This window comes from Pedobacter sp. ASV1-7, assembly GCF_040203335.1.
Taxonomy (GTDB): Bacteria; Bacteroidota; Bacteroidia; order Sphingobacteriales; family Sphingobacteriaceae; genus Pedobacter.
In genome coordinates, this window is the sequence record NZ_JBEHBV010000005.1 from 224,968 (window position 1) to 241,460 (window position 16,493).

Genomic DNA, 16,493 nt, shown 5'->3' on the forward strand with positions numbered 1-16,493 from the left:
AAATCAACTATTATTACTCTAATTGTTTAAGCAATGATCTCAGTTGCTTTAACAGCTTCTCTATCCTGCCTTTTTTACCCTCATCCAGTCCCTCTGCAGCAATATCAATCTCCACTTGCCTGAACGATGCTGCCAGACCTTTTGAGCCAATCTGTGCTATTCTTCCAGCCATTCTATGCACAAGCAACCTTACCTGATCCTGTTCGTTAATCCTTAAAGCTTCCTGAATTTCACTGGTATCATTTATGCTATCTTCAGTAAACCTCAATAATACACGCTGGAGCTGTTCTTCATCACCGAAAGTCATCCTTTTCAGATTACTCAAATCAAGGTCAACGTCCTCATTACCTTCATCTGAATCTTCTTTTAAATCCTGAACCTCCGTAAACACAGATAAAAGTTCTTTTTCCTTAAAGGGCTTCATTAAAAGACCATCAAAGCCACTGTTTAAAAGCAGTTCTCGTTCATCAGGTAATACCTGAGCTGTAATGGCAAAAATCTTTACATCTGCCCCTACCCTTTCCCTTAACAAACCACATAATGCAATGCCATTCATTTCCGGCATTCGCATATCCATAAGTACGTATTTCACCCTCCTATCCCATTCTGCAGTCAGCAGTTGTGATGGGGAACTGAACAACTTGCAGTCAATTCCATTCTTTTTAAAAATGATTTCACACAAATCAAGAATCAACTGGTCGTCATCTACAACCCAAACTTGTCCATTGTATACGCGCAATGCTTCTGTAGTATTTTCATCCTGAGGTGCATCAGCGATTTTAAAAGTCAGGTAAACCGTAAAAATACTACCTTCATCTTTCTTGCTTTTAACATAAACCCTACCTCCTTGCTGTTCAATAAGTGATTTGATAATTGTTAATCCCAATCCTGCTCCTGCTTTATTCAGCTCTTCATTTTCTAAGGAATTAACCTGTTCAAACTCATTAAATATCTGTTGGCTTTCAACTTCAGTAAGCCCTATTCCAGTATCCTTTACCATGAAAGTAAAGTGCAGAAGTTCACCTTGTCTTTTATAAAAAGCAGATAGAGTAACCTCACCTTTACTGGTAAATTTTATCGCATTCCCTAAAAGGTTATACAAGATTTGCTTTAGCCTGAAAGGGTCACCTTCAATATAATTCAACCCTGGTAAATCAAATTCTGTATTCAGTTCAAGTGATTTCTTTTCCGCCTGCTGTCTCATTACAGAAACTACTTCATTCAGCAGTTTTATAATATCAAAAGCTTTGTCCGTAAAAGTAAATTTACCAGAAATAATCCGGTTGTAATCCAGCACCTCATTCACAATTTGCAATAAGTGTGTGGAGGAATTATAGATTGCATCTATATCTTTTTTCTGAGGAGACTTTTCATTTTTAATGATCTCAGAATAGCCAATAATAGACTGCAATGGAGTTCTGATTTCATGACTCATATTAGAAAGAAACCTTTGTTTTGCCATCCCATGATACTCGGCTTCATCTTTTGCAGCTTCCAGCTCCACTCTGTATTTATTACTTTGAGTAATATCTGTTAATATGAAATATAATAGCAAAACTGTTAAAAAGAAAAATACCAGCATGATAATGCTTATGGTATTGATACCTGTATTTACCACATTTTTAGCCTGAATTCCATTAAGTTCAATCTGGGCTACCACTTCACTCTCTACCTTTCTTAAAACATCCAGCATCTGGCTCACCAAAAGGTTATTTGCATTGGTTAAAATAGCTTCCCTGGTTAGGAAACTTTCATTTTTAAGTCGCTGTTCCTTTTCAATTTCCTTTAAAGATTGTTCCAGATTTCTGGTCATGCGGTCTTCGGCCGACAAAGCAATTGTATCTCTTTTTACGCTTTCTTCATTTACAATTTTTAAGGAATTATCCTCTTCATTATTTTTTTTCTTACCAAACAGCCTGCTAAAAAAACCCTTCTGCCTTTCCTGTTCTTCTGTGGGGTATACAGTTGTGGTTGATGTTTTCCGCTCGGTGGCAACAATTGTACTATCGCCTTGTTCTGAACCTTTGGCTACCATTGCACTCAGACTCTTAACCTGCGAAGAAAAAGACTTATTATTTATAAGGCGCTCTCTTACTTTGAGATAATTTATAAACTGCTTATCTCTTTCCCCCAAGAGTTTTTTTATGGTCAGAATACGGTCCAGCTGTAAAGAATCAGCAGCATATAAACCGGCTAAAGTATCCAGTACCAGTCGCAGTTGTCCGGACTCTTTAAACAGTTTATTATAATTTCCAGGATCATTAAAAGCCTGTTTTTTCTGTAGCTGGTCAAGACTGCTTATTTTCCTTGAAATGGCATTTACCACTCGCAATCTTTCACTTGGAGCGTTAATATTCTCGACCGTAGTCAACATTTCCTTAAAAGCCATCTTACTTACCCCCCAGGCCATAAACAAGGCACAGCAAGCCAATAGCAAAGCAATAATGATTTTTCCTTTTATGGCTTTAAAGAAAATTTTAGGGGATTTACTATTCATGTTTGTTAATTAAAAACGGCAATAATCAGAGTTTAATACCGCAGTCCTATAAAAAACAAAAAATATGCTACAAATATAATGGATTATAAAGAACCTAGAGATCTTACAGCTTTTAAGAAGTCCCATGTTTTTTTAGTTGAACCATGTTTTTTCTCTTCAACCAGAAGCCTGGCAAGCTCTGTAATACGTGCATTATTTTCGCTAACCGTTCTATCTCCAAGAGCCATTAATTTCTCAATATTCGATGCACTGGCAGCATCGAGGCCTTCCTTAATACTCTCCAGACTATTAGGTTCTACACGGATATAATTTTCTATCCTTCCGGCAGAGCGAAACAGCTGCTGCAGAAAAAAATCACTGGTTTCTGCAACACCACTCATCATAATATCCAGAATTGCTGGTACAATAGCCATGGCGCTACTTTTTTTAAAGTGCTCATAATCATATGATCTTCTGGATCTCCCCGTACCTAGTGACACTAAAAATATATCGTTAATACGAGTTTGATTAAAAGCCCGGGTAACTTCTATTAAACCACTAAGCGCAGGATTTGTTGCAAAAACACCACCATCAAGTAAAGGATAACGTACATTGGCAATAGAATGGATTTCTGCAACACTAAAATAGGTAGGTGCAGCAGATGTAGCCCGACACACATCTCTTAAATAAAAATCCCTTGCATCACCTCTGGCAATAGCCGATTGCTGTCTGAAAAAATGTGTTTTCCTAAGTTCAATATTATATGCACTGATGATACAAGGCTTAATAAGCTCACTAAGCTTGGTATCACCAAAATAATTATTCAATACACCTTCAAAAATAGCACTGTTATAACGTTCACCTGCAAGTCCGAATTTAGCCCTTATTCTTTTAAAAAAGCTCATTTTAAAAATCTCATTCCCATGCTCCAGATATAGATCTAAAGCGGCTTTAGCAGAGAAACGAGGCCTTGTTGGATCAGATTCCGAAGGACATAATAATAAACAGGTAAGAATACCTCCAGTACTGGTTCCAGCAAAAAAATCAAAATAATCAACAATCGCTGCATCAGGATCTTTACTCACCCTCTTTAACTTCTCTTCGAGGGCGACTAAAATCATTCCGGGAATAATTCCTCTTATTCCACCTCCGTCTATCGATAGGATTTTCTTCATAACACCAATGGGCTTGTTGGTAAATATAAGTTTTCTGCTAGAATAGTTTAATGATTGGCCATATATATTTAATACATAATTCCGACTTTTAGCAGTCATCTTAACCTATTATGTCCAATCTAAAATCATTGTTTCTATTGCTCATGATATGTATTCATACAACTTCAAAAGCAATTAAAATTGACAAGCATAAGTCTGATCCTGAAATAATGGTTGCTAAGTCCGCTACACATATTGCAAAAATAACAAATAACCAACTGGTTATTATCTCCGGGAGCACTTATAGTTTTACTGTTGACACGCCAGAAGACAAAGGATTAGTTTCTACAGGTATTGATGTAAAACAAATAGCAATGCAGCTAAGGTCTAAAGATGGTTCAGTTCAAAAATACAGGATTACCAATAAAGATGGAACTGACAAAAATGAGGGAGAGATCCTAAATGGCGACCAACTTGTAGTTACTTCTGCAGATGGAAGGGCTACCAAAGTTTATCAGATTATCACCAAAGCAATGGCCATAGCCAGTGAACTCTCTCTATTACATTCTAAGGCTACACTTAACACCAGTAATGATTTAACATTATTCTTTACCGCCGGACAAAGGACACCTAAGGCGAGGGTTCAGTTATTTTTACCTGCAGGAATTGAAGTCACCCCAGAAAACACCACCGTGAATGTGATTGGGCGAGGCACTGTTAAATTAAAGGATCTGAACACACAATCTATAGGTCGTTTTGGTGCTAACTATTCCTATTCTAAGGTCGGAACTTTCACCATCAGAAAAAAGAATGAGGGTGGCTCTATCCTAACTTTTAACGATTTAGATCTGAGACCTTCAAACGGCCCTGATTTAATACTGACCATTCAAAATGTAAAGCTGAAAAAAATTGGAGAATATGCTTTTAGCAGCAGCTACACCACCTCCGAACCAGAAATTTTAAACAGTCCAACAACTGGCAGAGCTAACACAATACTTAAAGTAACAGCAACAGTTTCGAGCTTTGAAAGGATTGTAAGCAGAGAACTTCATTATACTGAACATGCAAACCGATACACCTCAGCTAGTTTTAAATGGGGAATTAACGTTGATATAAAGCACTTTAAATTGCTACAATCCGTAAACAACGGTAAAAATTGGACGGTTGCCAGAGCCGTAATTGATACTAAAAAAGCAACCGCCAAAGTATCGGGCTTACTACCTGATACATTATACATGTTTAAGCTTGATATTAAACATGGTCCAAACAAAGGTTTATCAAATGAGCTCAGATTTTATACCGGAAAGATAGATGTTAAACACTTTGGTGCAAATGGCAATGGGCAGGCGGATGATACACAAAAAATTAATGATGCCATTGATTCTCTAAATAAAATGGGTGGTGGTTCTCTTTTATTTAGTGCCGGAACCTATAATGTAAGAACTGTCCATTTAAAAAGCAATGTTTACTTATTTATCGATAAAAAGGCGATTATTGCTGCACTAAAAGGTGCAGATCCGCCAGAGAGAACCTGGTTTAGTGATAAGAAATATCGTTCAGGCTTATCCCCGACGGATATCGGTCCATATGCTGATCCGGAAAACTACATGACCAAGCAGGATGTTGGTCATCATTACTTCAGGAATACTATGTTTTTCGGGGAAAGATTAGACAATGTTAAGATTATTGGAAACGGCTTAATAACCGGTAATGGAAACCTGGTTACAAGCGATAAAGTTATGAATAATCCAGTGGGTCATCGTGCAGACAAAATGTTCACATTAAAATTATGCAGCAATCTGGAAATTGGTGGCATCTACCGCCCTGAAGATCTTTGGTATGACGCTGAGATTGATGAACCTTACTATATTGGCGAAGATGGCAGTAAAATAACAGACCTGGGTAATATGTTACAAATTGACCAGGCTGGCCATTTTGTTTTACTTGCCACCGGCACAGACAATATCTATGTCCACAATACTTATTTTGGCAAAAACAATCAAGGAAATGCCCGTGACATCTATGATTTTATGAGCTGCAACAACGTTACAGCAAACAATATCTATTCGAAAGTCAGCTCTGATGACATCATCAAACCAGGATCAGATTGCTCTTTGGGTTTTACAAGACCTGCAAAAAAATACATGATCAGAAATATCATTGGTGACACAAACTGTAACCTGTTTCAGATTGGATCGGAAACTGCAGATGACATAAAGGACGTATGTATAGATAATATCTATGTACTCGGCGCAAATAAGGCTGGTTTCTCTATATCAACAAATGACGGAGCACATATTAGTGATATACACTTGAATTGTGGACATACAGGAAAGCTTCATTCTCGGTCCAAAATGTATAGAACACGAGCTCCTTTCTTTATTTCTATTTCTAACCGCGGTCGTATTATCGGAGCTAGTGCCGGCAGATATACTTTTACTGAAAATGGCAAAAAACATGATGAATTACTCATTAAAGATGTAAACATTGGAAAGGTTGAGAACATTATCATAAATGGTATAGATATTATGGAGGTATATGGAGGAAGCTCTTATAGCAGTAAAAATAGCCGCTGGAATACATATAATGAGACTCAAAACAAAGCTACCCCGATCATTGCCGGCTATAAATTACCGGAGACAGAAACAGTTACTGATGGCCTTGATTTCAAACTTCCAAATGGACTGCATACAGGTTACATCAAAAACATTTCATTTAATGATGTGCATATCCTGGTAAAAGGTGGGAACCCGGTCTCAGATGTAGAGACATTAGCTCCAGAGCTGGGAGTTGGACAATACAACGTAGGAAATCTTGGTGTACAGCCATCTTATGGAATATGGGCCCGACATGTTAAAGGACTTAAGATCGAAAATAGTTCATTTAATTACGAAAAGCAGGACAGTAGATATGCGATCTTTCTAGATGATGTTATTGGCGCCAGTATGAATAACTTAAAAGTAGTTCAGGCAAATGACAACCCTGTTGTGATTAAGCTGAAAAACTCATCAGACATTGTCGCCGATAACATCATCTATTTTAATGATAAATGGGACAGCTCTACTATTAAATTACCAGCTATCAGACAAACAGAAAAGAGCTCTGCCGGATTTCCAAAGTTTTGATGAGAACAATAAACATCGAATCGTTTATTCTTTGCAAGTAGCAGAATCAAATGTGAATCTTCCTTTCTCGAAATCAATAGGCTTTCCTTTTACAAAATAAGATTTCCCCATACTGGTTTCTATTTGTCCGACACCAAGAATGAGCTTACCGTCTTTTTTTAAAAAAGCTAAAGGATTTTTATACATGGTTTTATTTTCAGTACCAATTTTGAAAGTATAATCGACAAATAGCGTATCCCCTTTGTAGGCTCCAGCCAATATTCCATCATTCTTCCCTTTATCTACATAATTGATCAATAAATGGCCTGTAATTTTACCACCTTCAAATGTCTCTAGTTCTAAATTTGCTGTATCTTTCCCATCAATAGCAATAAAACACTCCTTATGAATTGCGCTATCTTTTAATTCAGCACTTTTTTGCTCTGTCTGATTACAACTAAATATTAAAGGCAAGGCTAGGAACGATAAATAAAGAATTGGATTTTTCATCTGTTTAAATGGCTTATGGTGTAAAAGTAATAAAATTAATTATCTATGAACCTCAACGGGTGCAATAGGCTTATGCTGTGCAGGTGCTGCTTTTGTATCTTGATTGCATTTCCCTAATAGTGTGTAGATCACAATAAAAATAATGATTGTGGATAAACAGCCACCTCCCAGTTTCTTAGCTCCCCAACCAGCAATGATAGCTCTAAAGAATTTATTCATAACGCAATTTTAAGGTTTAACAGCTTATCTCTTAAATTGTTTTACTGAACAGTTTTTTATAATGATAAGGATTTATTTATCTCCTTAGTCATAAGATTTTCTGTAATTTGAGTATAATATGTGGGAACAATTATTCAAATTTAATCAAACTGGCAGAGCCTGGCATCTACCTGTTGTAGCAGGCCTTTGCGTTGCTATCCCATTATTATTAGGTTTGCTCTATAATGATATTGGAGCAGGTAAAACAGCCTCAATCGGAGCACTTGTAATCTTATACATCCAATCCAACAGATTGGTTAACCGTATGATGATTCTCATGATTTGCGGATTCGGATTCATCTTTTCGTTTGCTATAGGTCTAGTTTTTTCATTTAGTGCATGGCTGACACCTTTAATATTGGCATTTTACACTTTCGGCACTCATTATTCACTAAACCGTCTTGAATTAACCCGTCCACCTGGTAACTTTTTCTTTATCATGCTGGCTTCTATTGCAATTTCTTTACCTCACAACCCAGCAGGCATAGCAAACAACATCGGAAATTTATCTATTGGTGTGATGATCGCCTTTATTATCGCATTGCTTTACAGCGTCTTTGTATTACGAGGCAACAACAAACCTGACGTGATGGTTTTGCAAAAAAATCCGTATGTAAACATTACAGAGTCTATAATCTTTGCTGTTATGATTGGACTGGCGCTATTAACAGCCATCTTACTTAAACTAGAAAACCCTTATTGGGTTCCTATTTCATGTATGGCAGTAATGCAGGGAATAAGCACTAAACACATCTGGACAAGAGCCGCACAAAGAATTTTAGGTACTTTTATAGGCCTTGGTCTAACCTGGTTGATTTTACAATTGAACGTAACAACATTAGGAATATGCATAAGCATTTTTGTTCTTCAAACTATCGTTGAGTTCCTTGTTGTAAGAAACTACGGAATAGCAGTTATTTTTATCTCCATGTTAACAATATTCCTTGCTGAACCTAATATGAGCTTAATAGGGAACCCCAATCATTTAATAACAATAAGATTTTTTGATATCCTGACGGGAAGTATAATTGGAGCAATTGGTGGCTGGGTGTTATACCACGAACAAATCCATTTCTTCACAAAGAAACAACTTTTAAAGACCAGAGTTATCTTGAAAAGATACAAGCATTGATGTTATTTTATAAACTCACCTGGCTTATATCCAAATTGTCGCTTGAATGCGGTTATGAAGTGTTAAGGGTAATTGATAGCTTTTTATCGCACTATCCAATCATTAAGCGAATGTTTTGCCCATTACAAACATAACGAAGTTTTTTATGTGCTATAATTAACACCATTGGACATCGAATTGTAACAGATGTCACACAGAAACTGCCCTAGAACTGGTTTAACACTGGTTTCTTACTGCAAAAGCAGTAGCCGACCAGTAACTGACCAGTATCTGAGCAGTAACAGAGCAGTAGCAGGTATACGCTAAACCACTATTATTAATTAGCAGCAGGAAAATGTAACACACGATAAAACTAGGCTCAACTATATAAAAAATTTAAGCAATGGATATATTTATAAGGGAAACAAAGGATCTGATTACGGGGAACAAAACCCTTAAATGAAAAAAAGTTGGTATCCAGCAGCATCGCTTTAAACCAACTTTTCATTTTTTATGTAGCCCGTAGGGGAATCGAACCCCTGTTTCCAGAATGAAAATCTGGCGTCCTCACCCCTAGACGAACGGGCCATTTTATAAGGCGACTCACATTTCTGCTTATGCCTTTTTGGTAGCGGGGACCAGACTCGAACTGATGACCTTCGGGTTATGAGCCCGACGAGCTACCAACTGCTCCACCCCGCACTATATTGTTTTCGGAAGTCCATCCGACAAATGCTTTATCAGCATAAAAAAACCGCTCAACTTTTTATAAAGCGGTTATGTAGCCCGTAGGGGAATCGAACCCCTGTTTCCAGAATGAAAATCTGGCGTCCTCACCCCTAGACGAACGGGCCATTTTATAAGGCGACTCACATTTCTGCTTATGCCTTTTTGGTAGCGGGGACCAGACTCGAACTGATGACCTTCGGGTTATGAGCCCGACGAGCTACCAACTGCTCCACCCCGCACTATATACAATTCCATAAGTGCCTGTTAAATCCTTAACTCTTCTTCCGAATTGGAATGCAAAGATATAATTCGTTTCTTTGTAGTCCAAATTTATTTCAAAATATATTTTAATGTCACATAAAGCAGGATTTGTAAGTATTATCGGTAAGCCCAATGTGGGCAAATCTACCTTAATGAACGCTCTGGTGGGCGAAAAGCTTTCTATTATAACTCCAAAAGCGCAGACAACACGTCATCGCATTTTAGGAATTGTAAACGAAGAAAGCTACCAGATTGTTTTTTCGGACACGCCTGGCATCATAAAACCTCGTTATGGATTGCAAGATTCAATGATGAGTTCAGTAAAAGGTGCACTTACTGATGCTGATCTGATCTTGTTTGTTACAGACATTAATGAACAGCATGATGAGAATGATGTACTCGAAAAAATAATCAACACTACTATTCCGATGATTGTGCTGATTAATAAGATCGACAATGCAACGCAGGAACAAGTAGATGAAAAGATTACTTACTGGCAGGAAAAGTTAAACCCTAAACATATTTATGCCATCTCGGCACTTCACCAGTATAATCTGGATGGAATTATGAATACTGTTCTGGACTTTTTACCTGAACATGCCCCTTTTTATGATAAAGAAGATCTTACCGATCGTAATCAAAGGTTTTTTGTATCTGAAATCATCCGTGAGAAGATCTTTAACAATTACCAGAAAGAAATACCATACAGTACAGAGGTAATCATTACTTCTTATAAAGAAGAAGAAAACATTACCCGTATCAGTGCGGAAATTATTGTAGAACGTGACTCGCAAAAAAACATTCTGATCGGTAAAGCTGGTGCCAGTCTGAAAAAAGTAGGTACTGAAGCGCGTAAAGACATTGAGAAATTCCTTGATCAAAAAGTCTTCCTGGAAACTTTTGTAAAAGTTATTCCCGATTGGCGTAGTAAAAAGAACTACTTAAAGAGCTTCGGCTACGAGTAACGTTTCTACACAAAAAAGAAAGTAAAACCCGTCATTTCCACAGGGATTGTATATCTTTGTGACCTTTAAATTATTCGTATAAAACACCCATGGCAAATATTATTGCAATTGTTGGAAGACCTAACGTAGGCAAGTCTACCCTTTTTAACCGCTTAACCGAGAGTCGTAAAGCTATTGTTGATGATTTCAGCGGGGTAACACGCGACCGTCACTATGGCTTAGCAGAGTGGACTGACAAACAGTTCACCGTTATTGATACTGGTGGTTATGTAGCAAATTCGGAAGATGTTTTTGAAGCAGCTATCCGCGAGCAGGTTGTTATTGCCATTGAAGAAGCTACAGTTCTTCTTTTTATGGTAGACGTAACGACTGGCATTACCGATCTGGATGATGAGATTGCTCAATTACTTAGACGTAGTAAAAAGCCCGTATTCATTGTAGTTAACAAAGTAGATAATACTCAGCTACAGAATGATGCCACAGTATTTTACGGCTTTGGCCTTGGAGAAATCTACCCGATTTCTTCTATGACCGGCTCTGGTACCGGCGATCTGTTGGATGAAGTCAACAAACACTTCGAAGATACTCCTGAAGAAGAAAACACTTTACCGAAACTAACAATTGTTGGCAGGCCAAATGTTGGAAAATCATCTCTGATCAATGCCCTGATGGGTAAAGAAAGAAATATCGTAACTCCTATTGCTGGCACAACAAGAGATTCAATACATATACATTACAATCAATTCGGTCACGAATTTATGTTTATTGATACTGCTGGTTTACGTAAAAAAACCAAGGTAAAAGAGAACATTGAATTTTATTCCGTAATGCGCACCATTAAAGCGCTGGAAGAAGCCGATGTAGTGATCCTGATGATTGATGCAATGGAAGGCCTGGAGTCACAAGACGTAAACATATTCCACCTTGCTGAGAAAAACAAAAAAGGTATTGTGGTATTGGTAAACAAATGGGATTTGGTTGAGAAGAACAGCAAGACTTCAAACGTATTTGAAGATCAGATCCGTCATAAGTTACAGCCTTTTACAGATATTCCAATCATATTCACTTCTGCACTAAACAAGCAACGTATCTTCCAGGCCGTTGAAACAGCGCTTGATGTATATAAAAACAGAGGTAAGAAGATCCCTACATCGAAATTAAATGATGTGATGTTACCAATTATTGAAAAATATCCACCTCCTGCAACAAAAGGAAAGTATATCAAAATCAAATACATCACTCAGATCAATGGCACATCACCGATGTTTGCATTTTTCTGTAACCTGCCTCAATACATTAAGGAACCTTATAAGCGTTTTATTGAGAACAAGTTACGTGAGAACTTCGATTTCAGCGGAGTACCAATTCAGATCTATTTTAGACAGAAGTAAGAAAAGAGAGTTTATTGCAGACTGGCAACTGCCTGCTTCACCATATTATCACTTAGGTTTAATGCCCTGTAATAACCGGCATCACCTAGGTGATATTTGTATAAGAGCAATTTTATATCATTATAGATTAATGGCTTGCAAGCTACAAGTTGCCTTTGATCAATTACGATGTTCTTACTCTGAATATACTTCAGCAAATCTCTATAGTCATTATCACTGATCGTAAATGTAGCCACATTCTGATCTAACTCCTCTACATCATATCTGTGTCCCAGTACATCATAAACAAAATCAAATAAAACCTTTTTAGTAATTAGTTTATTATAAAACTTATTATAACCACTGGTATCAATTCTAACATAAATATCAGGTCGTATTCCACCCTGTACTATGGTTTTATTTTTCAAACTGTCTTTTAAGGTTTTATCAGCAGTTAACTCACCATCATTAAATCGATCATCGATCTCATTTTTATAGGCATTATATCCGTTTTTATATGACTTCTGAATACTTCTACCTTTAGGAGTATAATATCGTGCTATAGTTAAATTCAAAGCTGATCCGTCCCCAAAAGGAAACTGTTCCTGTACCAGGCCTTTTCCAAAAGAACGACGTCCAATAATTACTCCTCTACCCCAGTCCTGAACAGCACCAGCCAGAATCTCGCTGGCAGAAGCTGAGTTCTCATTAATTAAAACAGCAAGCTTTCCTTGCTCGAACTCGCCTCCACCAGATGATACATAATCGGTTCGCGGCTCGTGTTTACCCTCGGTATACACAATTAACTTGTTTTCCTGTAAAATTTGATTGGCAAGCCCTGTAGCAGCACTCAGATATCCACCGCCATTATCCCTCAAATCCAGTATCATCTTCTTCATACCCTTAGATTTAAGAGTACGTATAACCTCTATAAAATCTTTGTCTGTATCTGCACCAAATTTACTAATCCTAATATAGGCAGTCTCAGGATTCAGCAAATAAGCCGCATCAATGCTACTCACCTTTACCCGATTGCGATTTACCAGGAAGACAACTTGCTGGGCATCTTTTGCATGAAGAATCGTTAGCTTTACCGCTGTACCTTTTTTACCTCTTATCCGACCAATCATCTGTTCTCTGGGTAATGATTTACCACTTACCGTAACAGTGTCTATTTTTAATATTTTATCCCCTCTTCGAATTCCTGCCATAAATGCCGGACCATCTTTAACTACATTCGTAACTAACAAAGTATCATTCAAGATATAATATTCAATACCTATACCTTCAAAATTTCCTTCTAGGTTCTCAGACATTTCATTTGCTTTGGTAGGAGGTAGATAAACACTATGTGGATCTAACTTATGCAGCAAACTATCTATGGGCAAATGCTGAAGTGAATCCGCATTTACATCATCAACATACTTTTTATTGATGATATGGAGGATTTCATCTACCTTTTCTGTATGATTATTTACGAGTTGAACAGGTTTACTAAGCTGAAACCCCTGATCTTTTAAAAACTTATAGCCAAAGAACATCCCACCTATCAATGTAACCGAATAAGTGAGGGCAATTAAAATATTGGTACGGGTGTTCTTCTTCATGACTAAATGCACCGTAAAGTTATGAAATAACCTAGTTAATTAATAAACAAACGGCATTCATTTTTAAAAGTTTACCATTTTTCATCTTTTATTCCAAAAAGCAATAAATCGTCAAAGTATCGTAGTGTTTTTTCGCTTATATTTCTTCTTTATCAATAAAATGCCGATTTTTATAGATTCATTTTTCAACCAATATTTTTATTCGGGTAGTAAATAACACTGAATGCCTCCCGACAGCCTTACACGTAGAAAAAAAGAATATGATCAGAGTAACCGAGCAAGAATCTAAACATCATGACATTGACCAAATGTCTGTGATGGAGATTCTGAAAGGCATAAATCAGGAGGACAAACTTGTCCCTCTTGCAGTAGAGAAAGTACTTCCACAAATTGAAAAATTAGCTGATGCTGTAGCAGAGCGAATGAAAAAAGGTGGAAGGTTATTTTATATCGGAGCAGGCACCAGTGGCCGTCTGGGTGTTGTAGATGCATCTGAATGTCCACCAACCTTTGGTGTACCGTTTGATCAAGTGGTGGGTATTATTGCTGGTGGTGATACAGCGATCAGAAAAGCTGTTGAAAATGCAGAAGATGATGCCGACCAGGCCTGGATTGATTTACAGGAATTTGATATCAATGAAAAAGATTGTGTTGTTGGCCTTGCAGCATCAGGTACAACACCTTACGTAGTTGGAGGATTAAACACGGCTAATAAGAATGGTGTGCTTACAGGCTGCATTGTTTGTAATGAAGGTGGTCCGATTGCAGCTGAAAGTACTTATCCGGTAGAAGTGGTGGTTGGCCCTGAATTTTTAACAGGATCAACTCGCATGAAATCAGGAACAGCACAAAAACTGGTTTTAAATATGCTGAGCACGACCGTAATGATCAGATTGGGCAAAGTAAAGGGTAATAGAATGGTTGACATGCAGCTGACCAATCATAAACTTGTTGACCGTGGAACACAAATGGTTATGGCAGAATTAAATATCGACCATGATCAGGCTGCCGACTTGCTGCTTCGTTATGGCAGTGTGCGTAAAGCTGTAGAAGCGGGTAAATAATAAAGATTATGCATGAAATAGAACCTTTCTATCTTTGGCGCGATGATTACATTGCGGCTGAAGATGAACGTTCCCCTTTTTACAATACAGAATACTCCGAGTTTTATTTCGATAAACAGATGTATAACTACCTTATTCATCCTCAATGGGATGATTTTGGATCCGGGACCCTGTATTTAAAAGTGTTGTATGTTGATTACGACAGACATTATGCTATTATTGAATTTATGGGTGAATGGAATGATGCCATTGGAAATGACATTATGCTATTAAAACGCGAAATTCTGGAAATGATGATGGATGAGGGTATCAATAAGTTTATATTGATTGGCGAAAACGTATTAAATTTTCATTCTTCTGAAGAGGATAGCTATTATGAGGAATGGTTTCAGGAGGTTGAAGATGGCTGGATTACAGGCATTAACTTCCAGGAACATGTAATCAGAGAATTTAAACAAAATAATATTGATTACTATATCAATTTCGGCGGGCAACTTGACGATTTGGCATGGCGCACCTTAAAACCACTTCAATTCTTTAAAAAAATTGAAGAAATCCTGACAAAACGCCTGGGGGCATAGCTTTTGTATAACTAAAACAATTAGTACATTTAAAATAAAAATTAAAACAAATGGATAACAACAATCAAAACTGGTCGCAGCAGTCTGTTTTTGTAGAAGATATTACAGGTAAAGTAGCCAAAAAATTCTTTGCTAACGTGTTCTTATGGATGTTCGTGGCATTAACATTATCGAGTCTGGCAGCTTACTATATGGCGAGCACTCCTGAAATGATGAGCTATCTGATTAATCAGGAAACTGGTAAAATGGGAATGTTAGGTTGGGTAGCAATGCTTGCTCCTCTCGGCTTGGTCTTACTCATGAGCGCAGGAATGAGCCGTCTTTCATTCGGAGCATTACTTGGTGTATTTGTTTTATATGCTGTATTAACTGGAGTTAGTTTAAGCTTTATTCTACTTGCTTATACTTCAAGCTCAATCATGAGCTGTTTTATTGGCGCAGCGGGTATCTTTGGTATTATGGCTGTTATGGGCTATACTACTAACATTGACCTGAGTAAATTTGGCCCAATCCTGATGATTGGTGTTGTAGGTTTAGTTATTGCAAGTGTGGTGAATATGTTCATTCAAAGCGAAAACTTTAGCCTGTTCATGGCTTTTATCGGTATCGCTATATTTACTGCTTTAACTGCATATGATGTTCAGAAATTAAAAAGAATAGGCGCTGGTTTAGAAGAAAGTGGTGCTACAATGCAAGATACTGATTCTAAAAAATTAGCGATCATGGGTGCTTTATCACTGTATCTTGACTTCTTAAATATCTTCCTTTACTTATTAAGAATATTTGGAGACAGAAGATAATTCTTCAAAACTTACAAAGAGAAGCCCCCTGATCTAAACATCAGGGGGCTTCTCTTTAATTCTATCTAAATAATTACACGACTAATAGTAGTCGATCCTAGTCTAAATCGGCCCATGTAAAATTGACATTCTTACTCGGGTTTTCTTTTGCAATCCTTTTGCTATTGTTTTGCTATCCTTTTGCTCAGACCAATAGAAAAGCAATATTCGACTAAAGTGAAATCAATTAAAAACCTAAGGCTTACAACTCCATTAAACAATTGATTCACAGAATATAATTCTATTTTAAGACACAAACAGAGGGTTTCATAAAATTTTATATGCTTTGATCTCAGTTTTTTTGGAAATGACTGTTCTTTGTTGCACCTTTGTAATGCTTATAGAGAAAGACGGAGGGATTAGACCCTACGAAGTCTTGGCAACCTGTGCTTACAAGGTGCTAAATTCTACTGGAACCGGATAACCGATTCCCGAAAGATAAGTTGAATTCGTCACAACCCAGA

12 protein-coding genes, 4 tRNA genes and 1 riboswitch are annotated in these 16,493 nt (G+C 37.3%); of the genes, 7 read left to right on the forward strand and 9 right to left on the reverse strand.

Going from position 1 to position 16,493, the window contains the following annotated elements; all coding sequences use genetic code 11:
- Positions 1–13: 13 nt before the first annotated feature.
- Positions 14–2,497 carry an ATP-binding protein gene (locus ABDJ41_RS13455; protein ID WP_349786570.1) on the reverse strand — a complete coding sequence of 828 codons (2,484 nt, stop codon included), beginning with the start codon at positions 2,495–2,497 and terminating at the stop codon, positions 14–16.
- A gap of 83 nt (positions 2,498–2,580) precedes the next feature.
- Positions 2,581–3,651 carry a patatin-like phospholipase family protein gene (locus tag ABDJ41_RS13460; protein WP_349786571.1) on the reverse strand — a complete coding sequence of 357 codons (1,071 nt, stop codon included), beginning with the start codon at positions 3,649–3,651 and terminating at the stop codon, positions 2,581–2,583.
- 110 nt (positions 3,652–3,761) lie between these two features.
- On the opposite strand from ABDJ41_RS13460, the gene ABDJ41_RS13465 reads away from it, so the two are divergent.
- Positions 3,762–6,755, forward strand: a complete 2,994-nt coding sequence (locus ABDJ41_RS13465; RefSeq protein ID WP_349786573.1) for a glycosyl hydrolase family 28-related protein — start codon at positions 3,762–3,764, stop codon at positions 6,753–6,755.
- A gap of 24 nt (positions 6,756–6,779) precedes the next feature.
- Here the strand turns inward: ABDJ41_RS13465 and ABDJ41_RS13470 are convergent, their stop codons facing one another.
- A complete protein-coding gene (locus ABDJ41_RS13470) occupies positions 6,780–7,244 on the reverse strand; it encodes a hypothetical protein (RefSeq protein WP_349786574.1) in 465 nt (154 codons plus the stop codon).
- A 39-nt stretch (positions 7,245–7,283) separates the two neighbouring features.
- Positions 7,284–7,463 carry a hypothetical protein gene (locus ABDJ41_RS13475; protein ID WP_349786575.1) on the reverse strand — a complete coding sequence of 60 codons (180 nt, stop codon included), beginning with the start codon at positions 7,461–7,463 and terminating at the stop codon, positions 7,284–7,286.
- 118 nt (positions 7,464–7,581) lie between these two features.
- Here ABDJ41_RS13475 and ABDJ41_RS13480 point away from each other — a divergent pair, with 118 nt between their 5' ends.
- Positions 7,582–8,634 carry an FUSC family protein gene (locus ABDJ41_RS13480; protein WP_349786576.1) on the forward strand — a complete coding sequence of 351 codons (1,053 nt, stop codon included), beginning with the start codon at positions 7,582–7,584 and terminating at the stop codon, positions 8,632–8,634.
- 495 nt (positions 8,635–9,129) lie between these two features.
- On the opposite strand, the gene ABDJ41_RS13485 is transcribed toward ABDJ41_RS13480, so the two are convergent.
- The 4 genes from ABDJ41_RS13485 to ABDJ41_RS13500 form a co-directional block, all read right to left on the reverse strand.
- Positions 9,130–9,201, reverse strand: a tRNA-Glu gene (locus tag ABDJ41_RS13485).
- A gap of 38 nt (positions 9,202–9,239) precedes the next feature.
- Positions 9,240–9,315: transfer RNA gene (locus ABDJ41_RS13490), tRNA-Met, on the reverse strand.
- An 80-nt stretch (positions 9,316–9,395) separates the two neighbouring features.
- A tRNA-Glu gene (locus ABDJ41_RS13495) sits at positions 9,396–9,467 on the reverse strand.
- 38 nt (positions 9,468–9,505) lie between these two features.
- Positions 9,506–9,581 (reverse strand) — tRNA-Met (locus ABDJ41_RS13500).
- Positions 9,582–9,692: 111 nt separating this feature from the next.
- On the opposite strand from ABDJ41_RS13500, the gene era reads away from it, so the two are divergent.
- Positions 9,693–10,568, forward strand: coding sequence for a GTPase Era (gene era, locus ABDJ41_RS13505; protein WP_349786577.1), 876 nt, complete (start codon positions 9,693–9,695; stop codon positions 10,566–10,568).
- An 89-nt stretch (positions 10,569–10,657) separates the two neighbouring features.
- Positions 10,658–11,959, forward strand: coding sequence for a ribosome biogenesis GTPase Der (gene der / locus ABDJ41_RS13510; RefSeq protein WP_349786578.1), 1,302 nt, complete (start codon positions 10,658–10,660; stop codon positions 11,957–11,959).
- Positions 11,960–11,970: 11 nt separating this feature from the next.
- Here der and ABDJ41_RS13515 read toward each other — a convergent pair whose 3' ends face one another.
- A complete protein-coding gene (locus ABDJ41_RS13515) occupies positions 11,971–13,545 on the reverse strand; it encodes a S41 family peptidase (RefSeq protein WP_349786579.1) in 1,575 nt (524 codons plus the stop codon).
- A 260-nt stretch (positions 13,546–13,805) separates the two neighbouring features.
- Between ABDJ41_RS13515 and murQ the strand changes: the two genes are divergently transcribed.
- From murQ to ABDJ41_RS13530, 3 genes are read left to right on the forward strand one after another with little or no spacing between them, the layout of a single operon-like run.
- Positions 13,806–14,609: an N-acetylmuramic acid 6-phosphate etherase gene (murQ, locus tag ABDJ41_RS13520; RefSeq protein ID WP_349786580.1), complete on the forward strand. Its 804-nt coding sequence runs from the start codon at positions 13,806–13,808 to the stop codon at positions 14,607–14,609.
- 8 nt (positions 14,610–14,617) lie between these two features.
- Positions 14,618–15,190: a hypothetical protein gene (locus tag ABDJ41_RS13525; RefSeq protein WP_349786581.1), complete on the forward strand. Its 573-nt coding sequence runs from the start codon at positions 14,618–14,620 to the stop codon at positions 15,188–15,190.
- Positions 15,191–15,240: 50 nt separating this feature from the next.
- Positions 15,241–15,990 carry a Bax inhibitor-1/YccA family protein gene (locus ABDJ41_RS13530; protein ID WP_349786582.1) on the forward strand — a complete coding sequence of 250 codons (750 nt, stop codon included), beginning with the start codon at positions 15,241–15,243 and terminating at the stop codon, positions 15,988–15,990.
- Between the two features lie 374 nt (positions 15,991–16,364).
- Positions 16,365–16,474: riboswitch (SAM riboswitch) on the forward strand.
- Positions 16,475–16,493 lie beyond the last annotated feature (19 nt).